Genomic DNA, 21,345 nt, shown 5'->3' with positions numbered 1-21,345 from the left:
GAATTCAAAGGTTGCCCTGAAACCACGCTTTCATGCGCTCCCAGATTTCCCCAAGTCCCCCGTTCATGGGCGGTCGCTCCGCCGCCCGTGAACGATTTTCATAGCCGTACAGCAGTAGCCCCACGCCCGTGGCGTGGATGGGGTTGCGTACCACGTCGGCGAGTCCTTCAACGTTTTGCGGCACACCGAGGCGCACGGGCATGTGGAATACCTCCTCGGCCAACTCCACCGCGCCCTCCATCTTCGAGGTGCCGCCGGTAACGACGATGCCCGCGGCGATCAGCTCCTCGAAACCGCTGCGCCGAAGCTCGTCGCGAATCAACAGGTAGAGCTCCTCGTAGCGGGGCTCCACGATTTCCGCCAGGGTCTGGCGCGCCAGGCGCCGCGGCGGCCGCTCGCCCACGCTCGGCACCTCGATGGTCTCGTCCGGATTGGCGAGCTGGGACAGGGCGCAGGCGTAGCGGATCTTGATCTCTTCCGCCGAGTGGGTCGGCGTACGCATGGACACAGCGATATCGTTGGTCACCTGATCGCCGGCGATGGGAATCACCGCCGTATGCTGGATGGCACCGCCGGCAAAGACCGCGATGTCCGTGGTGCCGCCGCCGATGTCGATCATGCAGACGCCGAGGTCCTTCTCATCTTCCGTGAGCACGGAGTAGCTGGAGGCCAGTTGCTCGAGCACGATGTCGTCGACGGCCAGGCCGCAACGCTGCACGCACTTGATGATGTTCTGGGCCGCGCTCTCGGCGCCGCTCACGATGTGCACCTTCGACTCGAGGCGCACCCCGGACATGCCGATGGGCTCGCGGATACCCTCCTGCTGATCGATCACGAACTCCTGCGGCAGGATGTGCAGGATCCGTTGATCCGCGGGGATGGCGACGGCGCGCGCGGCGTCGATCACCCGATCCACATCCCCGGCCGTGACCTCCTTGTCGCGTATGGCCACGATGCCGTGGGAGTTGAGGCTGCGCACATGGCTGCCGGCGATGCCGGCGTACACGGAGGTGATCTCACAGCCCGCCATGAGCTCCGCCTCCTCCACCGCGCGCTGAATCGACTGCACCGTCGACTCGATGTTCACCACCACGCCCTTCTTCAAGCCCCGCGAGGGGTGCGAGCCGATACCGATCACCTCGATACCGGCGCCGTCGGGCAGGCACTCGGCGACGATCGCCACCACCTTGGAGGTGCCGATATCCAGCCCGACGATGGTGTTCTGATCAGCTTTCCGTCCCATGGTTACCTCTCTGGCCACCATCGCTCTCCGCTACGTTGGATGCGTGCCAGCCAACGGCAAATCCGTTGCCGTAGCGCATGTCTACATATTCGATCTGCTCGCCCCGCCGTCGCACCAGGCCACTGGCGGACTCGACGAAACGACGCAGGCGTGTATCCGGGTCGCTGTTGCCCAGGCGAACCTCCACCGGGGTGCCGCCGGTGCCACTCACGCGCACAGTCCACGCGCCCCGCGCGTCCACCGACAGCGCCGACACGTGAAGCCCCAGGGCGCCGAGCTGCCGGCTGTAGTCGAGGTGATGCTGAGACACCTCGCCCTCGCTACCCGGCGGCCCGCTCAGACGCGGCAGCTCCGCCGGCACGTGCCACGAGTCGTCGATGAACACCTCACCGCGGGCGTTCAGCAGCCCGTCCTCTCCCCACCGAGCCACCGCGACATGCTCCGTCACGGTCACGAGAATTCCCTCCGGCCAAAGGCGTCGCACCCGCGCCACGTCGACCCAATCGACGGTCTCGATGCGCTCGCGCAGGGCGCCGAGGTCGGCGCTCAAGAACCCCGCCGGCAGTTCGTCGCGCAAGACCGCTTCGATCTGCCCGTAGGACACGCGGCGGAACACCCCTTCCATGGTCACCTGCGTCACCGGCACGTCGAGCAGGCGATAGGCGGCGATGGCGAGGGCGACGAACACGGCGGTCGCAAACGCGCCGCGAAGAAATGCCAGCGGCCGCAAGTCCGACAACCATCGGCCGAACAGCACGCGCTGCTGCACGGGCTGCGCCTTGGCGCGCCGCGAGCGGCGCTGGGTTTTGGCGGGCGCCTTAGCCATCGCGGGCGTCCTCCTCGTGTTGCATGCTGGTCTCCAGGACTCGCCACACCAGCTCCGGAAAATCGATCCCGGCATGGGCCGCCGCCATAGGCACCAGGCTGTGGTGGGTCATGCCCGGCACGGTGTTCACCTCGAGCACCAGCGGTTGCCCCTGGCCATCGAGCAACAGATCGACACGCCCCCAACCCGCGCACCCGAGCGCCCCGAAGGCCTTCAGGGCAACCTCGCTCAGCGAGGCCTCCTGCGCGAGCGTGAGTCCGCTGGGGAGCAGGTAGCGCGTGTCATCACTGAAGTACTTCGCTTGGTAGTCGTAGAACCCAGAGGCCGCTTCGATCCGGATGATCGGCAGCACCTCGCCCTGGAGTACGCCCGCCGTGAACTCGCCGCCAGCATCGATCCACTGCTCGGCCAGCACCACCGAATCAAAGCGTCGCGCGGCGCGAAAGGCTGTCAGCAGATCTTCCGCGCGGGTCACCTTGGCCACGCCGACACTCGACCCCTCCGCATTGGGCTTCACGGCCATCGGCAAGCCCAAGCGCGCGAGGGCGGACTCGAGATCCGCCTCGCTGCGCAGGATCGCACTCGAGGGAGTGGCAATGCCTAGCGCTTCGAATAGCTGCTTCGAGCGCACCTTATCCAGACCGACCGCGGACGCCAGCACGCCACTTCCCGTGTAGGGAATCCCGGCGCACTCGAGCAGCCCCTGCAACGCGCCGTTCTCACCGACACCCCCGTGCAAGGCGTTCCACACGCGGTCGAAGCCGCCTTCTCGCAGGCGATCGATGAGCTCGCGATTGGGCACATCGAGCGCCGTGGCGTCGACGCCGCGCGCCCGCAAGCCTTCATGCACCGCCTTCCCCGTAATCAGGGAAATCTCGCGCTCGGAGGACTCGCCGCCGAGCAGCACGGCCACCTTGCCGAAGTCCTGCGCATTGTCCACGGGTCGACGAGCGCTCATGACGATGAAGCCTCCCCCACGATGCGCACCTCGGCGATCAACGACACGCCCATTCGATCCGCGACGGTGCTGCGCACCTCCTCGACCAGGGCTTCGATGTCTGCCGCCAGCGCGCCACCTGCATTGATGATGAAGTTGGCGTGCTTGGTCGACACCTCCGCTCCGCCCAGGCGCTTGCCCTTCAGTCCGCACGCCTCGATCAAGCGCGCCGCGTGATCGCCGGGCGGGTTACGGAAGACAGAGCCGCAGCTGGGCTGCCCCAGCGGCTGGGTTTGCTTGCGGCGAACGAGTAGCGAACGAATATCTTCGCTTTCATTATCCCGCGGAAAGGCCAGGACGGCAGCGGTAAACCACTCGGCGGTGATGTCATGGGTCCGACCGGCCACATGGCGGTAGGCAACCTCGTAGCCCGACGCTGGGCGACGGTGACAGACACCCTGACGATCGACGGTTTCCACCTCGACAACCACGTCCCAGGTCTCACCACCCCAGGCGCCAGCATTCATCGCCAGGGCGCCACCGAGGGTGCCGGGGATGCCGGCAAAGAACGCTGCCGGTGCCTGCCCCGCGCGAGCCGCATGGCGGGCGATGCGCGCGCAGGCGATGCCGGCGCCCACCCGCAGGCTGCCGTCCGCTCGCTCCTCGAAGGCGGTCAAGGCGGGTCGCGGCGAGATGACCACGCCGCGCAAGCCCCCATCGCGCACCAACAGGTTGCTGCCGAGACCCACCCAGGTCACGGGTACGTCCACCGGTAGCCGAGCCAACAGATCGCTGAGGTCCTGCAGATCGCTCGGACGGAAGAACCAGTCGGCTGGACCACCCACGCGCCAACTGGTGTGGCGCGCCATCGGTTCATCGCGAGCGAGGTCACCGCGCACGCCTTCGGCCCAGGCGGGGAACGAGGAATCAGGGGGCGTACGCCGCAAGGCCATCATGCGCCCTCCCCGCTCGCGAGCTGTTGCACCAGGTCCTCGGCCACCGCACCAACGGTGCCCGCGCCCAAGGTCAACACCACGTCGCCGTCCTGTACCACGCCCAGCAGCGTCGAGGGCAGGTCCTCCACGCGCTCCACGAATACCGGCTCCACGCGACCGCGCTGGCGCACGGCGCGGGCGATCGCCCGACCATCGGCACCGGGGATCGGCGATTCGCCCGCGGCGTACACCTCGAGCACCAGCAGGACGTCGGTCGAGGACAGCACACGAGCGAAGTCATCCATCAGATCGCGGGTGCGCGTGTAACGGTGGGGCTGGAAGCACGCGACGAGGCGGCGATCGGGGAACACCGAGCGCGCGGCCTGCAGCGTGGCTTCCACCTCCGTGGGGTGATGGCCGTAATCGTCCACCAGCTCCACGCGACCGGCCTGCGTGCGCACCTCGCCGCGGCGCTGAAAGCGGCGCCCGATACCGGCAAAGCTGCCGAGGGCGCGACGGATCGCCTCGTCGTCGCAGCCCAACTCGCGGCCGACGGCGATCGCGGCCAGGGCGTTGCGCACGTTGTGAAGGCCGGGAAGGGCCACCTCGAAGGCGGCGGAGCCCGCCGCGCTATGCACCTGGAAGCGACTGACCATGCCGTCGGCCTCCAGGTCACTGGCGCGCAGGTCCACGTCCTCACCGAGGCCGTAGGTGAGCAAGGGTCGGTTGAGTTCACCGAGCACCGCGCGCACGCCGGGATCATCCGCGCACGCCACCACCAGGCCGTAGAAGGGCAGGTTATGGGCAAAGTCGCGGAAGGCGCCGTGGACGCGCGACATGTCGCCGCCGTAGGTGTCCAGGTGATCGTTGTCGATGTTCGTGATGACGCTGATCATCGGCTGCAGCATGAGAAACGACCCGTCGCTCTCGTCGGCCTCCGCCACCAGGTAGCGACCGCCGCCGAGGCGCGCGTGGGTGCCGGAGCTGTTGAGCCGCCCACCGATGACGAAGGTGGGGTCGAGCTGCCCCTCGGCGAGCACGCTTGCGATCAGGCTGGTGGTGGTGGTCTTGCCGTGCGTGCCGGCGACGGCGATGCCGTGGCGAAAACGCATCAGCTCGGCCAGCATCTCGGCGCGGGGCACCACCGGCACCCGTGCCGCTTGCGCCGCCAGTACCTCGACGTTGTCGTCACTCACCGCGCTCGAGACGACCACCACGTTCGCGCCGCCGATGTGCTCGGCCTGATGCCCGCCGATCTGCACCGTCGCCCCGAGCGAGCGCAGGCGAGCGGTGTTCGCGCTCTCGCGCAGATCGCTGCCCTGCACCTGATAGCCGAGGTTCAGGAGCACCTCGGCGATGCCGCTCATGCCGGCGCCGCCAAGGCCTACGAAGTGAATTCGCTCGATGCGGCGCATGCGATCGAGGGTCATGCGGCAACCCCCCGTCGTTCGGCGGCGTCAACGCAGGCCATGGCCAGGGCGCGCGTCGCGCCGCGATAGGCCAGGGCGCGTGAGCGTTCAGCCATCTGCTCGAGGCGCTGTGGATCGGCGAACAACTCCCCTAGGAGCTTGGCCAGGGACGGCCCGTCCACCGCATCGTCGCGCACCATCAGGGCCGCACCGGCATCCACCATGGCGCGACCGTTGTGCGCCTGGTGATCGTCCACGGCGAAGGGGTAGGGCACCAGAATGGCGGCCACACCGGTGGCGGTGACCTCGGCGATGGTCAACGCGCCGGCGCGACACAGCACCAGATCTGCCCAGCCGTAAGCCTCGGCCATGTCCTCGATGAAGGGCGTGACCTCCCCGTCGACGGCGTGCTCCGCGTACGCCGCTTGCGCCTGCTCGAGCCCACGGGCGCCGCTCTGATGTCGCACGAGGGGTCGCCGCTCGGGCGGCAGCAGCGCCAGGGCGGCGGGCACCATCAGGTTGAGGGTGCGGGCGCCGAGGCTCCCGCCCAGTACGAGCATGCGTCGCGGGTTCGCACGACCAGCGAGGCGCTCGCCCGGGGGCGCCAGGGCCTCGATGTCATCACGCACCGGGTTGCCGAGCAGTTGGGCCGCACGGGCAGGCTTGAAACTCCCGGGAAAGGCCTCGAAGGCCTGCATCGCCACGTGTGCCAGCAGGCGGTTGCTGAGCCCGGCGATCGCGTTTTGCTCGTGCACCAACAGGGGGATGCGCAAGAGCCAGGCCGCCACACCACCGGGTCCGGTGACGAATCCGCCCATGCCGAGCACCACGTGGGGCCGGCGTCGACGTACCGCCGACCAGGCCTCGAGCAACGCGCGCACCAGGCGCACCGGGGCGGTGAGCCAGGTGGACAGCGATTTCCCGCGCAACCCGCTCACGTGCACCCATTCGATGGGGAATCCCGCTGCAGGCACGACGCGCGCCTCGATGCCGGCGCGCGTGCCCAGCCACACCACTTCATGGCGATGCTCACGCAACCAGTTGGCGACGGCGAGCGCCGGGTAGACATGCCCGCCCGTGCCACCGGCCATGATCATCACGCGCCGCCCGCCCTGCTCGCTGCTGCCGTCGTTGTGAGCGACATCATTCACGCGCGCGCACCGCCCTTTTTCGTCGGCGCCTTCGCAAGGCTCGTCTCATGGTGCACGCGCTGCAGAATTCCCAGCGCGATCATGGTCATCAGCAGGCTGCTGCCGCCGTAGCTCAACAGCGGCAGGGTGAGGCCCTTGGTGGGCAGCACGCCGAGGGTGACCCCCACGTTGATCACGCACTGCAGGCCGAGCCAGATGGTGATACCGCTCGCCAGCATCGCCTGGTAGTCGAGGTTTTTCTGCGCGGCGCGGCGGCCGATCTCGAGGCCGCGCACGATCAACGCCCCGTACAGCGCCAGGGTCACCGCCACCCCCAGCAGGCCCAGCTCTTCGGCGAGCACGGCGAACACGAAGTCCGTGTGTGCCTCGGGCAGGTAGAACAGCTTCTGCACGCCGTTGCCGAGGCCGACGCCGAACCACTCGCCACGCCCCACCGCGATCAGCGATTGGATCAGCTGGAAGTCCGAGTCGTAGGGATCATCCCAGGGGTTCAAGTACGAGATGATCCGGCGTAAACGATAGGGCGAGGACACGGCGAGCGCGGCCAACACCCCCGTGGCCACCACCGCCACCACGGAGAAATTGCGCAGGCACACGCCGCTCACGAACAGCAGCCCGAGGCTGCTCGCCAACAACACGCTGGCGGCACCGAAATCCGGCTCCATCAATAGCAGCGCGCACGCCACGCACACCACCAGCAGCGGTCGAATGAAGGCCGCCATGTTGGCTTCCAGGGCATCGCGATGGCGTACGGCGTAGCCGGCGAGGTACATCAGCAGGGCCAGCCGCGCAGGCTCGGACACCTGCATACGCGCGGGGCCGAAGTCGATCCAGCGCGAGCTGCCGTTGACCGACGTGCCGACGCCCTCCAGCAACACAGCCACCAGCAGGCCGAGCGCGGCGAGCGCCAACAGGAACCCGAAGCGCTCCCAGAGCTGCGTTGGAACGCGAAAGGCGACCGCCGCCAGCACCAGGCCCATCACGGCATAGGCCGATTGGCGCATCAGAAAGTAGGCCGGCCAGCCGCGAGTCTCTTCCGACAGCGCCACCGACGCGCTCGCCACCACCGTGAGCCCGATCAGCAACAGCGCCGCACAGGCGGCGAGCAAGGTGGGATCGAGCACGAACAGCTGCGCGCGAGATGTCGACTGGGTGGCGGCGCGGCTCATTCGAGGGCCTCCACACAGCGGGTGAACACCTCACCTCGATGCTGATAGTTGCGGAACATGTCCTGGCTGGCGCACGCCGGCGACAGCAATACGATGTCGCCGGCCTCGGCCAACGCGTCGGCCTGCTGCACGGCGTGCTCGAGGTCGCGCGCCTCGTGTACGGCGATTTCGCTTGGCAACGCTGCCATTAGGCGAGGGGCATCCTGGCCGATGACCACCACAGCCCGCGCGCGGTCCGCTAAGGCGCTGGCGAGGGGCGCGAAGTCCGCGCCTTTGCCTAAGCCGCCGGCGATCAGCACGAGCGGGGCATCGAGGCCGGCGACGGCGGCGATGGTGGCGCCGGGATTGGTCGCCTTGGAATCGTCTATCCACCGCACGCCCGCGCGGTCGCGCACGTGTTGCATGCGATGGGGCAATCCGGCGTAGCCCGCCAGCGCCTCCAAGGCACCCGCGGGAATCTCACCGAGCATCGCCTCCACGCAGGCCAGCGCAGCGAGGGCGTTGGCGAGGTTGTGGCGGCCGACCAGGCGCATGTCGTCGACCTGCAGCAAGGGCGTACCGCCGCGGGCGAGCCAGCGCCGACCGGCGCAGTCGATCACGCCGAAGTCAGCCGTCGGCACGTCGACGCTGAAGGTGAGGCGGGTGAGGTCCGGCGGCGGCAACACGCCCCCGAGCTGGGCGGCGTCCGCGTTGATGACCGCCACGTCGGCTCCTCGAAACACCCGCGCCTTGGCCGCCGCGTAGTCTTCGAAGCTCAGGTGCTGATCGAGGTGGTCCTCGCTCACGTTCAGGAGTGCCGCCACGCGGGGGGTGAGGGAATTCGTGCGTTCCAGCTGGAAGCTCGACAGCTCCAGTACCACGGTCTGGCCGTCAGGCGCTTCCAGCACCTCCAGGGCGGGCAGGCCGATGTTGCCGGCGGCCACGCTGGCGCGCCCACTACCGCGCAGCATCTCGTCCACCAGCATGGTGGTGGTGCTCTTACCGTTGGTGCCGGTGATCGCGACCATCTCGCGGTCGCCGACGGCGCGGGCGAACAGCTCGATGTCGCCCAGCACCTCCACCCCCTGGGCGACCGCGCCCTGCACGATCGCCTCCGTGAGGGCGATGCCCGGCGAGACCACCAACTGGTCCGCAGCGTGGAGGTATCGCTCATCGAACTGGCCAAGGACCACGGTCAGGTCACCGCCCGGCACTTCGCGCGCCAAGGCCTGCACCGATGCACGCCCCGGCGGGTCCCGACGACTGTCCATCGCCGTCACACGGTGACCTGCCTGCAGCAGATGACGCACGCAGGAGACACCGGTCACGCCGAGGCCTAGCACCAAAGCGTGGGCGCGATCTGCTTGTTCACCAGGCGGCTGCACCATGTGCTCCTCTGCTACTCCCATCATCAACGAATCTTCAGGCTCGCGAGCCCAACCAACACTAGCACGACGTTGATGATCCAAAACCGAACGATCACCTTAGGCTCCGCCCACCCCTTCAGCTCGAAGTGGTGGTGCAACGGCGCCATGCGAAAGATCCGCTTACCCGTGAGCCGGAAGGAGCTCACCTGCAGGATCACCGACACCGCCTCCATCACGAACACGCCGCCCATGACCACCAGGATGAGTTCCTGACGCACCATCACGGCCACTGCACCGAGGGCAGCGCCGATCGCCAACGCGCCGACATCTCCCATGAATACCTGCGCGGGGTAGGTGTTGAACCACAGAAATCCCAGGCCAGCTCCGCTCAGGGCAGCGCAGAAGACGAAGAGCTCGCCAACGCCGCGGACGAAGGGGATGCCGAGGTATTCGGAGAAGTTGAAGTTGCCGGTGACGTACGCGAACACGCCGAGGGCGCCGGCCACCATCACGGCGGGCATGATCGCCAGGCCGTCGAGGCCATCCGTCAAGTTCACCGCGTTGCTGGTACCGACGATGACGAAGTACGCGAGCACCACGTACAGCCCGCCCAAGGGCAGGTAGATGTCCTTGAGGTAAGGGATCAGCAGCGCGTGCTCGACCGCAGGATCCTGCGCGGAGAAGAACAGCGCGAAGGCTGCGATCAAACCGGCGACGGACTGCCAGAGGTACTTCCAGCGCGCGGCCAGGCCCGCGCTGTCGCGCAACACCAACTTACGGTAGTCATCGACGAAGCCGATCACGCCGAAGGCGACGGTCACGCCAACGGCCACCCACACGAAGCGGTTGCGCGGATCCGCCCAGAGCAAGGTGGTGAGCAAGGTCGCGACCAGGATGAGCGTGCCGCCCATGGTCGGCGTGCCCGCCTTGTCAAAATGCGAGCTCGGCCCACTCTCCCGAATCGGCTGACCGATCTGATGGAAGGACAGGCGACGAATCATCGCCGGCCCCACCAGCAAGGAGATGGCGAGCGCGGTGATCGCGGCCAGAATCGCGCGCAGGGTGAGGTAGCTGAAGACGTTAAAACCCGAGTACAGCTCTCGGAGTTGTTCGGTAAGCAACAACAGCACCTAGCTACCCTCCCGCTGCAGATGGGCCATCACACCCTTGGCCACGCGCTCCATGGCGGCGCTCCGCGAGCCCTTCACGAGTAAGGTGACGCCCGGCTCGAGCCCCTCGATCAGCGCGGCCAGGGCCTGGACGTGCTGGCCGAAGTGATGGGCGGCGTCGAGGCCCGCCGCGCGCGCGCCCTCGACCAAGGGCAACGACAACTCCCCGACGGCGAAAATGCGTTCTACGCCCGCCGATACGGCGTACTTGCCGGCGTCGTGGTGCGCCTGCTCAGACCCCTCACCGAGTTCGCCCATGCCACCGACAGCCAGCCAGGTACTCCCCGGTTGGGTGGCCGCGTAGTCGATGGCGGCAGCCAGGGACGCTGGGTTGGCGTTGTAGGAGTCGTCGATCACACGGATGTCGCGGGCGAAGGTGCGCAGCTGCTGGCGCCCCGCTTCGGGCACCACCGTAGCCAGTCCAGGCGCCAGAGCCTCCGCCGTGGAGCCGCAGATCAAGGCGGCTGCCGCAGCCGCAGCCGCGTTCATCGCGTTGTGCCGCCCGCCCAGGGGGAGCTCGATATCGATCTGTCCGTGGGCGCTGGCCAGTTGGAAGGCGCCACCGCCGCCGTGCGCCGACTCGCGGTAGTTCTCGACGCGCACGTCGGCTTGCTCGCTGAAGCCAAAGCTCACCACGCGGCGCTCACGGATGATGCTGCGCCAGTAGTCGGCCTGCCCATCGTCCACGTTGAGCACGGCCCAGCCGCGATCGGAGAGCCCCTCGTAGAGGGCGCCCTTCTCGCGGGCCACACCGGCGACATCCCCGAGACCCTCAAGGTGCGCCGATGCGGCATTGGTGACCACCGCGACATCGGGGCGCACCAAGCTTGCAAGATAGGCGATATCTCCCCGGCGACTGCACCCCACCTCGACCACCGCCTGTTGATGATCCGACGAGAGGCGCGCCAGTGTCAGAGGGACGCCCACCTCGTTGTTGTAGTTGCCGTCGGTGGCGAGCACCTCGTAGTCCTGGCGCAGGATGGCCGCCAGCATGTTCTTGACCGTGGTCTTACCGTTACTGCCCGTGACGGCCACCAGTGGCGTCCCCAGCTTCTGCCGCCAGAAGCGGGTGAAGGTGCCGAGGGCCTGGTAGGCATCGCTGACGATCAACTGGGGCACACCGAGATCGGCGATCGGCTGCTCCACCACCACCGCGGCCGCGCCGGCGGCGACGGCGGCGCCGACGAACTGATGACCGTCGAAGCGAGGGCCGCGCAGGGCGACGAAGAGCTGCCCGGCCGCCACCTTGCGCGTATCCGTCGACAAGCCCTGAAAGCGCGTATCGCCGCCGTAGACCTCGGCGGCCATGGCTGCTGCGAATTCGCTGAGAGCGCCATTGATCACAGGCAGCACTCCTTTAGCGCAGCCAGGGCTTCGTCGGCATCGCTGAAGGGACTGCGTTGCACTCCCCGAATCTGGTAGTCCTCGTGCCCCTTGCCCGCGACCAGCACCACGTCGCCGGCGGCCGCGGCCCCGACTGCGAGGCGAATCGCCTCGCGCCGATCGTGCGCCACCCGCGCATCGTGCGGGCGCTGCAGGCCAGCGAGGATATCGGCGACGATCTGCGCAGGATCCTCCGTGCGCGGATTGTCGTCGGTCACGATGAGTCGATCCGCCCCGGCCTCGGCCGCCTGCGCCATCAACGGCCGCTTGCCACGATCGCGATCGCCGCCGCAACCGAAGACGCAGATCAGCTGGCCGGCCGTGACCTCGCGCAAGGTCGCCAGGGACTCGCGAAGAGAGTCGGGGGTGTGCGCGTAGTCGATCACCACCAGAGGCTGGGACGCCCCACCCACCTGCTGCATCCGCCCCGGCGGTGGCGGACACTGCGCGAGCACGGAGGCGGCGGCGTCGAAATCGACACCCCGATCGAGCAGCACGGCGAGCACTTCCAGCGCGTTGTAGGCGTTGAAGCGACCGATCGCCGACAAGGTCAACTCAGCGCCAGCGAACTCGCCGCCCAGGCGGATCCGCACGCCCTCGCCACTCTGCTCGATGGCGTCGATCTGCAGGTGACGGCCGACGACGGCCGATTGCGGCGGCGCCTGGGTGCCCACCGTGTAGAGCGTCTCGGCTGCGGCGCCGGGGCCCGCCGCGAAACGACGCCCCACCGCGTCATCCACGTTGACCACGGCCAGGCGAGGACGATGCTCGGCGAACAGTCGCGCCTTAGCGGCAGCGTAGGCCTCCATGTCCGCGTGATAGTCCAGATGGTCGCGGGAGAGGTTGGTGAAGATCGCGCCGTCGAAGCGCACCGCGTCCACCCGGCCCTGATCGAGGGCGTGCGAGGACACCTCCATCGCCACCCCATCGAGGGTCGGCTCCTGCTCTCGCGCCGCTGCCAGGAACTCGTGCACCGCGAGCACGTCGGGCGTCGTCAACGCACCGGCCTCGAGGCCCGGCGGACGACCCGACCCCAAGGTGCCGAGGAATGCCGTCGGCATAGCGAGGCGCTCGGCGGCGTTCGCCAGCCACCAGGCGACCGTGGATTTGCCATTGGTACCCGTCACCCCCACCACGCGCAGGGCCGCCGACGGTTCGCCGTAGAAGCGATCGGCGATCTGCCCGAGCCGCGATCGCAGCTTTGGCACGGCGATCATCGGCACGGACACGGAGGAGGTCGCGGGCGACGCCCCATCGGGCTCGAAGGCCACCGCGACCGCACCGTTCTCGAGCGCTTGCGCGAGGTAGTCGAGGCCGTGCACACCGGAGACGCCTCGGCAGGCCAGAAACAGCCCCCCTGGTCGCACCTGGCGGCTATCGAGAGCAATCGCGCTAACGCGCACGTTCGCCTTCTCTGCCACGGGCATCGCGAGCAGTTCGCTCAGTCGCGGATGGGCCCGCGAAGGGGTGTGCGTGCTACTCACGGCACCACCTCGACACGTTGCTCGCCAGCCGTGTCCGGGCGGGTCGCGGCGCGCGCCATCATCGTGGGATCGTCCGGCGTCACCGCGAGCAAGCGCATCGCATCGGAGACGATCTCGGAGAAGACCGGCGCCGCCACCTCGCCGCCGTAGTACTGACCGGCGCGCGGATCGTCCACCATCACCACCACCGCCAACTGGGGCGCGGACACGGGCGCGACGCCAGCGAAGACGGAGACGTATCGATCGGTGGCGTAACCGCCCGTGGCGGTCTTGCGCGCGGTGCCCGTCTTGCCGGCAATCCGGTAGCCGGGCACCGCTGCGCGCCAACCGGTGCCCGTCGGCTGGACCACCTCCTCCAACATGCCGAGCAGCGCCTGCGCGGTGGCGGGCGAGAGCACCTGCTGCCCCTCCGGCGGCGTGTCCTGGCGCAGGAGACTGATGGGCGTCATCACCCCGTTGTTGCCGATCACCGCGTAGGCACGCGCCAACTGCAGGGGCGTCACGGACAAGCCGTAGCCGTAGCTCAAGGTGGCCTGTTCCAGGTCGCGCCAGTTGCGGTGATCGCGCAGCAGGCCGGCAGACTCACCGGGAAAGCCGCTGAGCGTCAGTTCGCCGAAGCCGAGGCGGTTCAGCACTCGCCACAGCTCGTGCTTCTCCAGCGATTGGGCGATGCGCACGATGCCGACGTTGCTCGAACGCACGAGCACCGTGGTGGCCGAGATCGGCCCGAGGTTGCGGCTGTCCTTGATGACCTTGCCGCCCACTTCGAGCTGGCCGGGTGAGGTATCGACGATCGAGTCAGGCCCCCAGCGCCCGCCCTCGAGCGCCGCGGCCATGATCATGGTCTTGTAGACCGAACCGGGCTCGAAGATGTCCGTCACCGCACGGTTACGGTAGGAGGCTCCCGGCGACTTCTTGCGCGCGTTCGGGTTGTAGCTCGGCTGATTGACCATCGCGAGCACCTCGCCGCTGGCCACGTCGAGGATGACCACGGACCCGGAGGCCGCGCGATGCTCCAACACCGCCGCCTTGAGCGCCCGATAGGCCACGTACTGCAGGCGTAGATCCAAGCTCGTCACCAAGGTGCGCCCGGGCTGCGCGGGTGCCACGCTCTCCACGTCTTCGACGCTGCGCCCATGGCTGTCGCGCAGCACGCGCTTCTCGCCCGGCGCGCCGGCGAGCCAGTGATCGAAGGCAAGCTCCAGGCCCTCCAGCCCCTCGTCGTCGAGGTTGGTGAAGCCGAGCATGTGGCTGGTGACCTCACCCGCCGGATAGAAGCGTCGATACTCTCGCCGTGAGTGCAGCCCCGGCGCGTCGACCCCAAGCACCACCGCCGCCTCGGAGGGCGATTGGTGACGCCGCACCCACAGGAACTGGCGCTGGGCGTTGCGCGAAACCTGGCGCAGGAGCCGCTCGGGGTCCATTTGCAGCTTCTCGGCCACCTCGACGATCGCCTCGGGATGACCCTTGAGCGTGGAAGGGTCGACCCAGATCGAGTCCACGGGAGTGCTCATGGCGAGCAACTCACCGTTGCGGTCGGTGACGGCACCACGATGCGCGGACAGCGTCTCCGTGCGCACGTGGCGCACCTCGCCCTGATTGACCAGGAAGTCGCGATCCAACAGCTGCAGCTGAACGGCACGCCCCAGCAAGCCGACAAGCGAAGCGACGAACAATCCCATCAGCCAGCGAACGCGTACATTCGCTCGCTCACGGCGCAGCCTCTCCTGTTTCTTACTAGTCTTCATCCTGATCCACCCAGCGCATCTCGTCCGCCTCAGGCTCGCGCATCGACAATTGTTCGCGCGCCAGGCGCTCCACGCGCCAGTGCGCCGCCAGGGCGCCGAGCTCCAGGCGCAGCTGGTTCCACTCGATGTTCAATTCGTCGCGGTCGTGCTTCAGCGCCTGCAACTCCTGAAACTGCTGGCGCGCCTCGTGACGGGCCCAGACCATGGCGAAGGCGGACGCCAGAACGGCCGCCCAGGCGACGGCCATAGCGATACGCCACAAGCGCTGCCCCGCCAGCGGCACGCTTAGGCGCGGCGCCGCGACGTCCTTGCCCTTGCCCCGATCACTCATGAGGACAGACCCTCCTGGCGCCGCGGCAGGCGTCGCGCACAACGCAGCACCGCGCTGCGCGCGCGGGGATTCCCCGCCACCTCGGCGGCATCGGCACGTACCGCTGCACCGAGTCGCTCAAAGCGCGGCTGCGCGTGCTCGGGCACGAGCGGCAGGCGCGCCAGCTTCGGGTCCACCCGCGAGGAATCGCGAATAAACTGTTTGACCATGCGATCTTCGAGGGAATGGAAGCTGATGACCGCCATCACCGCACCGTCGCCCAGCAGTGCCTCGAGTTGATCGAGGGCACTGCGAAGCTGGTCGAGCTCCCCGTTCACCTGGATGCGCAGGGCCTGGAAGGCGCGCGTGGCCGGGTGACGCTTCGGATCGCGGCGACCGAGGGTGGCCGAGATCAGCGCCGCGAGCTGCGCGGTGGTCTCGATCGGTGCCCGTTCGCGGGCCTCGCACAGGGTGCGCGCCAGACGCCGCGCTTGCGGCTCCTCGCCGTAGTCGCGCAACACCCGCGCCAGGTCCTGCTCCGAGCACTCGGCGAGCCACTGCGCGGCGGTCGCCCCGCGACTCGTGTCCATGCGCATGTCGAGGGGGCCGTCGTGCATGAAGCTGAACCCGCGAGCGGCCTGGTCGAGCTGCGGCGAGGACACCCCCAGATCCATCAGCACTCCGTCCACTTGCGCGTAGCCCACATCGTTCACCACCTGCGTCATCTGACTGAAGCTGGCGTGCACCAGCGTCAGCCGCTCATCGTTCCCGTAGCGCTCCCTGCCTGCCGCGATCGCCTGCTCGTCGCGATCGAGGGCGATCAACCTACCCTTCGGCGAGAGGCGCGCCAGCAGCTCGCCCGCGTGCCCGCCCCGCCCGAAGGTCCCATCCAGATACACACCGTCCACGCCTGCTGTGGCTCGCAGCACGGCAGCGCACGCCGGCTCGAGGAGCACCGGTCGATGAGCGCCGTAGGCCTGCGCCATCGCCGTCAGAAAGACAGCGTGCTGAGCTCGGCGGGCATCGCCGCCTGCTCGCGCTCTTCATCCAGCCAGCTCTCGCGCCGGTCGACCCACCGATCGGCGTCCCACAGCTCGAACTTGTTGCCCTGGCCGATCAGCATCACCGCCCGGTCGAGGCCCGCGAACTCGCGCAGCTCCGCCGGCAGGCGTATCCGGCCGTGACCGTCCAATTCCATCTCCGTCGCGTGACCGATCATCAAGCGCTGCAGGCGCCGGGCCTGGCGGTCCAGGCTCGGCAGCGAGGCCAGGCGCTGCTCGATCACTTCCCAGGTGGGCATGGGGTACATCAGCAGGCAGTTGTCGCGATCCACGGTGAGCACCAACTGCCCCTCGCACTGCTCATGAAGACGCTCGCGGTACTTCGACGGCACCGCGATCCGCCCCTTCGCATCGAGGGTCAGTCGGTTGGATCCCCTGAACAATCTGCCTCACGTTGGGGCATTCAGCCCACTTCAGCCCACAAATCTCCACGCGCGCACTATGTGGCCCACCCTGCGAGGTGTCAAGAAAGAGGGCGGAATATCCCTGTCAGGACAGGGACTTATCGTCACTATCGGAGAGTGATTCAGGGGTTAACGCAACACTAAATCAGGCAGTTGCGCGCGGTAGCTTCGAAACCACGTGAGCAGCTGTTGCCCGACGAATGGCGACGACCGTTGCGCAAAGCGATGAGTGGTAGGAGGGGGAGTCGGCCGATAAGCCGGGTTCTGTCGGGGACAGTCATTCATCTTGGGCTGACGTCACCGCCAGCCTCGAGCGACCTACCCGGGAGTCACGTGCGGGCCGCACGCCGCCGATCGCTCGGCACGCTCCCCTACATGGTCTTGCTCCGGGTGGGGTTTACCTTGCCACGCGTGTTGCCACCCGCGCGGTGCGCTCTTACCGCACCATTTCACCCTTACCGCGGGCCGAAAGGCCCGTGGCGGTATCTTTTCTGTGGCACTTTCCGTGGGCTCGCGCCCCCCAGGCGTTACCTGGCACCCTGCCCTGCGGAGCCCGGACTTTCCTCCATCCGCCGAAGCGGACAGCGACTGCCTGGCCGACTCCCGGGGTAATTATGGCGCAACGGGCGGCTCGTCGCCGTCCCGATCCCCCTGATGCAGTTCGAGCGCGAGGCGGTAGAGGCTATTGCGAGAGCCCCGGGTGATCTTGGCGGCCAGGGCCGCCGACTGTTTTGGCGAGATGCCGTCATCGAGGAGCAAGCTGAGCACGCGCCGGGCCTCGTGCCCTGCCCCATCGTCCGCCGCGGCGGCGGGCGCGCCTGCCACCACGAGCACAAATTCGCCGAGACGCCAGCGCTCGTCTGCCACGGCCTGGGCGTGAAGCGCCGCCAGCGTGCCGTGGGCCACCGTCTCGTGCAGCTTGGTCAGCTCGCGGGCACAGGTGGCCTCCCGTCCGGCACCGAGCACGGCCACCATGTCCTCCAGGGTGGCCGCTACGCGACGCGGCGACTCGTAAAAGAGCATCGCACGCGGTTCCTCCGCCAACGCCTCCAGACGGCGCCGTCGTGCGGCCTGCTTGGGTGGCAAAAACCCCTCGAAGGTAAAGCGATCGCTCGGTAGCCCAGCGACGCTCATTGCCGCAATCGCTGCACAGGGCCCCGGGACGGGAGAGACGCTGATACCCGCCTCGCGTGCCAGGCGCAGGAGCCGGTATCCCGGATCGGAGACAAGCGGGGTACCCGCATCGCTCACCAGCGCGCCCCGCTCACCCTCCTGCAAGCGCGCCACCAGCTGCGGCGCGCGCTGGGCCTCGTTGTGCTCGTGCAGGGACACGAGCGGGGTTGCGATGCCAAAGCGCTTGAGCAGTCGCCCGCTGTGGCGCGTGTCTTCGGCGGCGACGAAGTCCGCTGCAGCGAGAAGTTCGCGAGCGCGCGGGGCGAAGTCCTCCAGGTTGCCGATGGGCGTGGCGATCACATGGAGCACGCCGCCGCCGTTTCTCTCCGCTTGGCTGTAATCCGTCATCCACCTACTGTCGCAGGCGCGTCGTCCTGTTGCCAATGCCGCAGGTCATTGCAAGTCGCGTATCTGGGGCCGTTGCGCCGGAACGTCGGTTGCATGCACGGAGCGCAGCCTTCAACCTCGCTCCCATGAGCAACGCAACACTCTGTCCGGCCGTCAACTCGGCCCCGTCAACCGCCTGCGCAGGCGCCTGGCGAGCGTTGGTGTGGGCAACCGCGCTCGTCGCTTTGGTGCTGCTCGCGGGCTGCCAGAGCACGGGTGGTGGGGCCAACATCGCCGACGCGCGCCAGCGAGCCCTCGCCTTGGCTGCCGATGGCAACCACGCGGCGGCCGCCCAGACCCTGGAAGCCGCCCTCACCGGCACCGGCGGCGAGTTACGCGACGCCCTGCTGCTCGATGCGGCCAGGGAGTGGATCTTCGCGGGCAACACCGCACGCGCGGTCGGCCTCGCGGGCCAACGCGAGAGTGCCCTGACCGACGTAGGCGACCCCGCCACGCGCCTCATCGGCGCATCGAACGCCCTCACCCAACGCCAGTACGCCATCGCACTGCAGTGGTTGGACGGAATCGCTCGCCCCTACCCGCAGGCGCTCACTCCGCTGATCCTGGAGCAGACGGCGCGGGCGCAGTTCTCCATCGGCAACGCGCAGGCAGCGGTGGGCGCACTTACCGAACGCGAGCTTTGGTTGACCTCGGACACGCAGATCCTCGACAACCACCGCCTGCTGTGGCGCTCCCTGGTCGAGAGCGATGGCCCGCTACCTAACGCCAGCAGTGGCGATCCCGTGGTGGACGGCTGGTTGGCCCTCGCCCGCCTCGCCGAGCGCCTGGACACGAGCCCAGGCCGCCTGCGTGGAGATGTCATCGAGTGGCGCAGTCGTTTCCCGGGGCATCCGGCGAACGCCCAGATCGTGCCTTCCCTGCTCGCCCAATACCGCTCCGCCACGGCGTTCCCGGAGCGCGTCGCCCTGCTACTGCCCTTGTCCGGCAACCTCGCCCGCCCGGCGCAGGCGATCCGCGACGGCTTCATCGGCGCGGTGCTGGAAGGTGATGAGCGAGCCCAAGCGGTTCAGGTGTCCGTCTACGACACGACCGCGGCCGGTGCCGTGGAAGCCTATTCTCGCGCACTCGCGGAGGGCGCCGAGTTCGTCGTCGGCCCCCTGCGCAAGGACGAAGTCCTGGCGCTCAGCCAGGTGCAACGGCGCGTTCCCACGATCACCCTGAACGACCCTGGCGAACTCACGATGCTGCCGGGCAGCGACTTCTACCGCTACGCCTTGGCGCCCGAAGACGAGGCGCGCCAAGCCGCCCTCCGCGCGACGCGGGAGGGCCACCGCAACCTCATCGCCCTGATCCCCAACAGCACCTGGGGCGAGCGCCTGCTGGCGAGCGTGCGCGCTGCGCTCACCGTGGCGCCACTGGACGCGCCAGTAGAATCCCCAAGTACCGCACCTCAGGCCGTCTTCGAGGATCCGCAGGGCGCGATCGGAACCGCCACGTTCATGCCTGGCGCACCGGCGCTCGTCGACTACGGCTACTACCCCAATTCGGCGGTGGACTTCTCCGCCCCCATCCGCCGCGCCCTGCGCCTGGACAGTAGCGAGCGCCGCTACGATGACCTAAGGAAAATCCTCGGCGAGCGGGTGGAGTTCGAACCGCGCCGGCGCGACGACGTCGATGCGCTGTTCGTGGCGGCGTCGGCCTCCAAGGCCAAGCTCATCCGCCCCCAGCTGCGCTTTCACTACGCGGCAGACCTGCCCGTGTACATGACCTCCGCCGCCCTCAATCCAGACCCGGAGGAGAACCAGGAGCTCAACGAGGTCTACTTCGCCGACATCCCCTGGCTCGCCTCGGCCAAGCACGCCGACGACCCACGCTGGGACGCCTTGGAACGGTACGCACCGGACGGCGTGAGTCGCGCTCGCCTGTACGCCTTCGGTGTCGACGCCTTCGGCCTGATCCCGGCGATTTGGAGCGGCGTGATCGGCAACGAAGTGCTGCTCGAGGGCCTCACCGGCAACCTGCGCGCCGACCCGGACGGACGTATCGCCCGCGAGCTCGCTATCCTGCAGCTGCAAGACGACGAACTCGTCGAAGTGGTGGCACCCACCGGGCTGGGCCCAGCTCCCCTGTCGGCCGTCTACGACCGCTAGGCGCTCGCACGGCCGGCGGACGTGGGGCGCGACACCACCACCGAGGTGGGCGCGCTCGGCGAAGCCTGGGCGGAGCAATACCTCGAACGACGCGGCCTGCGCACGCTGGCCCGCAACTACCGTTGGCGCGGTGGAGAGATCGATCTGATCATGTGCGAGGGCGAGCAAACCGTCGCCTTCATCGAAGTGCGCTACCGCGCGCGGCAGCACCTCACAACGCCCGAAGCCACCGTCGATGCGCGCAAGCAGCGCAAGCTGGTGCTCACCGCCGAGCACTACCTCGCACGGCATCCGATGCTCTCGTTCGAGAGTGTTCGCTTCGACGTGATCGGCTTGTCGGGGAACTTGGAGCGCCCGCAGGTGACTTGGCTGCGCGACGCCTTTCGGGCAAACACCTGGTGATGGTGTTCCGTCCCTACTTCACTACCTTGAGATGGCTGCCACGACGCTCCCCGCTACCGGGGTCCGTGCCATCCGGCGGATCGTCGTCCGGTAGACCCGTGCCCTCGCCGGCAAGGTCCGGCTCAGCGCTGAACACCATGCCCTGCTCGGTCTCGCGGGCGTAGATGCCCAGCACCGCGGCGACGGGAATTGAGACTTGGCGAGGCGTGCCCGAGAAGCGGGCCGAGAACTCCACGCGATCGTTGCCGAGGTACAGGCCCTCGGTCGCGCTGTCGGAGACGTTGAGGATGATGCGCCCGTCGCGAACGAACCCGTCGGGAACCTGTACGCCGCCGAGGCGTGCATCCACCACGATGTGTGGCGTGAGACCGTTATCGAGCATCCACTCGCGCATGGCGCGCAAGAGGTAGGGCCGTCGGGAGGTCAGCGCCCCTTCCGACGAACCGGTCACATCCGCATTTCCTGCTCGTGCTCAGACAAGGAGCGGCGGAAGGACGGGCGGGCGAACACGCGCTCGGCGTACTTCTCGATGATCTCCGCAGCGTCGTCCGGCAGCTCCACTTCGTAGTGGCTGAGGCGCCAGAGGATGGGCGCGATGCTGCAATCGACCAGGGAGAACTCCTCGCTCAGAAAGAACGGCCGGGCACCGAAGACCTCGGCGCTGGAGACGAGGCTCTCACGCAGCATCTTGCGCGCG

Annotated in this window: 20 protein-coding genes and 1 other RNA gene; 2 read left to right on the top strand and 19 right to left on the bottom strand. The window is 68.2% G+C overall.

What is annotated here, in order from left to right; genetic code table 11:
* Positions 1-4: 4 nt before the first annotated feature.
* The 17 genes from ftsA to rsmI form a co-directional block, all read right to left on the bottom strand.
* Positions 5-1,243, bottom strand: a complete 1,239-nt coding sequence (ftsA, locus tag AAF184_07010; GenBank protein ID MEO0422066.1) for a cell division protein FtsA — start codon at positions 1,241-1,243, stop codon at positions 5-7.
* Positions 1,227-2,069 (bottom strand): cell division protein FtsQ/DivIB, encoded by an 843-nt coding sequence (locus AAF184_07005; protein MEO0422065.1) that lies wholly within the window; start codon positions 2,067-2,069, stop codon positions 1,227-1,229. Before AAF184_07005 ends, ftsA begins: the two co-directional genes overlap by 17 nt.
* Positions 2,062-3,027, bottom strand: a complete 966-nt coding sequence (locus tag AAF184_07000; GenBank protein MEO0422064.1) for a D-alanine--D-alanine ligase — start codon at positions 3,025-3,027, stop codon at positions 2,062-2,064. Before AAF184_07000 ends, AAF184_07005 begins: the two co-directional genes overlap by 8 nt.
* Complete coding sequence (murB, locus tag AAF184_06995; protein ID MEO0422063.1) at positions 3,024-3,959, bottom strand: UDP-N-acetylmuramate dehydrogenase; 936 nt, start codon at positions 3,957-3,959, stop codon at positions 3,024-3,026. Before murB ends, AAF184_07000 begins: the two co-directional genes overlap by 4 nt.
* Positions 3,959-5,371: a UDP-N-acetylmuramate--L-alanine ligase gene (murC, locus tag AAF184_06990; GenBank protein MEO0422062.1), complete on the bottom strand. Its 1,413-nt coding sequence runs from the start codon at positions 5,369-5,371 to the stop codon at positions 3,959-3,961. The genes murB and murC overlap by 1 nt, the downstream gene beginning before the upstream one ends.
* A complete protein-coding gene (gene murG, locus AAF184_06985; GenBank protein MEO0422061.1) occupies positions 5,368-6,501 on the bottom strand; it encodes an undecaprenyldiphospho-muramoylpentapeptide beta-N-acetylglucosaminyltransferase in 1,134 nt (377 codons plus the stop codon). Before murG ends, murC begins: the two co-directional genes overlap by 4 nt.
* Positions 6,498-7,670, bottom strand: a complete 1,173-nt coding sequence (gene ftsW, locus AAF184_06980; GenBank protein MEO0422060.1) for a putative lipid II flippase FtsW — start codon at positions 7,668-7,670, stop codon at positions 6,498-6,500. Before ftsW ends, murG begins: the two co-directional genes overlap by 4 nt.
* Entirely contained in the window at positions 7,667-9,061 is a 1,395-nt protein-coding gene (murD, locus tag AAF184_06975) for a UDP-N-acetylmuramoyl-L-alanine--D-glutamate ligase (GenBank protein ID MEO0422059.1), read from the bottom strand. The genes ftsW and murD overlap by 4 nt, the downstream gene beginning before the upstream one ends.
* Positions 9,061-10,146 carry a phospho-N-acetylmuramoyl-pentapeptide-transferase gene (gene mraY, locus AAF184_06970; GenBank protein MEO0422058.1) on the bottom strand — a complete coding sequence of 362 codons (1,086 nt, stop codon included), beginning with the start codon at positions 10,144-10,146 and terminating at the stop codon, positions 9,061-9,063. Before mraY ends, murD begins: the two co-directional genes overlap by 1 nt.
* Entirely contained in the window at positions 10,147-11,529 is a 1,383-nt protein-coding gene (murF, locus tag AAF184_06965) for a UDP-N-acetylmuramoyl-tripeptide--D-alanyl-D-alanine ligase (protein MEO0422057.1), read from the bottom strand. It lies immediately after the preceding gene.
* The gene (locus AAF184_06960; GenBank protein ID MEO0422056.1) at positions 11,526-12,995 is read right to left on the bottom strand and encodes a UDP-N-acetylmuramoyl-L-alanyl-D-glutamate--2,6-diaminopimelate ligase; all 1,470 of its coding nucleotides are present in this window, start codon (positions 12,993-12,995) and stop codon (positions 11,526-11,528) included. The genes murF and AAF184_06960 overlap by 4 nt, the downstream gene beginning before the upstream one ends.
* A gap of 53 nt (positions 12,996-13,048) precedes the next feature.
* Positions 13,049-14,800, bottom strand: a complete 1,752-nt coding sequence (locus AAF184_06955; protein MEO0422055.1) for a penicillin-binding transpeptidase domain-containing protein — start codon at positions 14,798-14,800, stop codon at positions 13,049-13,051.
* Positions 14,790-15,131 (bottom strand): cell division protein FtsL, encoded by a 342-nt coding sequence (ftsL, locus tag AAF184_06950; protein ID MEO0422054.1) that lies wholly within the window; start codon positions 15,129-15,131, stop codon positions 14,790-14,792. The genes AAF184_06955 and ftsL overlap by 11 nt, the downstream gene beginning before the upstream one ends.
* Positions 15,128-16,096: a 16S rRNA (cytosine(1402)-N(4))-methyltransferase RsmH gene (gene rsmH / locus AAF184_06945; GenBank protein MEO0422053.1), complete on the bottom strand. Its 969-nt coding sequence runs from the start codon at positions 16,094-16,096 to the stop codon at positions 15,128-15,130. Before rsmH ends, ftsL begins: the two co-directional genes overlap by 4 nt.
* A gap of 5 nt (positions 16,097-16,101) precedes the next feature.
* Positions 16,102-16,554, bottom strand: coding sequence for a division/cell wall cluster transcriptional repressor MraZ (mraZ, locus tag AAF184_06940; GenBank protein ID MEO0422052.1), 453 nt, complete (start codon positions 16,552-16,554; stop codon positions 16,102-16,104).
* 258 nt (positions 16,555-16,812) lie between these two features.
* An RNA gene (gene rnpB, locus AAF184_06935) (RNase P RNA component class A) lies at positions 16,813-17,179 on the bottom strand.
* An 8-nt stretch (positions 17,180-17,187) separates the two neighbouring features.
* Positions 17,188-18,096 carry a 16S rRNA (cytidine(1402)-2'-O)-methyltransferase gene (rsmI, locus tag AAF184_06930; GenBank protein ID MEO0422051.1) on the bottom strand — a complete coding sequence of 303 codons (909 nt, stop codon included), beginning with the start codon at positions 18,094-18,096 and terminating at the stop codon, positions 17,188-17,190.
* 200 nt (positions 18,097-18,296) lie between these two features.
* Here rsmI and AAF184_06925 point away from each other — a divergent pair, with 200 nt between their 5' ends.
* Together AAF184_06925 and AAF184_06920 are read left to right on the top strand one after the other, a co-directional pair.
* A complete protein-coding gene (locus AAF184_06925; protein ID MEO0422050.1) occupies positions 18,297-20,246 on the top strand; it encodes a penicillin-binding protein activator in 1,950 nt (649 codons plus the stop codon).
* A gap of 21 nt (positions 20,247-20,267) precedes the next feature.
* Positions 20,268-20,648, top strand: a complete 381-nt coding sequence (locus AAF184_06920; GenBank protein ID MEO0422049.1) for a YraN family protein — start codon at positions 20,268-20,270, stop codon at positions 20,646-20,648.
* A 13-nt stretch (positions 20,649-20,661) separates the two neighbouring features.
* On the opposite strand, the gene AAF184_06915 is transcribed toward AAF184_06920, so the two are convergent.
* Both AAF184_06915 and AAF184_06910 read right to left on the bottom strand, forming a co-directional pair.
* The gene (locus tag AAF184_06915; protein MEO0422048.1) at positions 20,662-21,075 is read right to left on the bottom strand and encodes a ClpXP protease specificity-enhancing factor; all 414 of its coding nucleotides are present in this window, start codon (positions 21,073-21,075) and stop codon (positions 20,662-20,664) included.
* Positions 21,076-21,095: 20 nt separating this feature from the next.
* The coding region (locus tag AAF184_06910) for a glutathione S-transferase C-terminal domain-containing protein (protein ID MEO0422047.1) at positions 21,096-21,345 on the bottom strand (250 nt) is incomplete at its 5' end.

It is taken from the genome of Pseudomonadota bacterium (genome assembly GCA_039815145.1).
Lineage (GTDB): Bacteria > Pseudomonadota > Gammaproteobacteria > Steroidobacterales > JBCBZW01 > JBCBZW01.
Note: the sequence above shows the minus strand (reverse complement) of the source record. Positions and strands in the feature narration are given on the sequence as shown.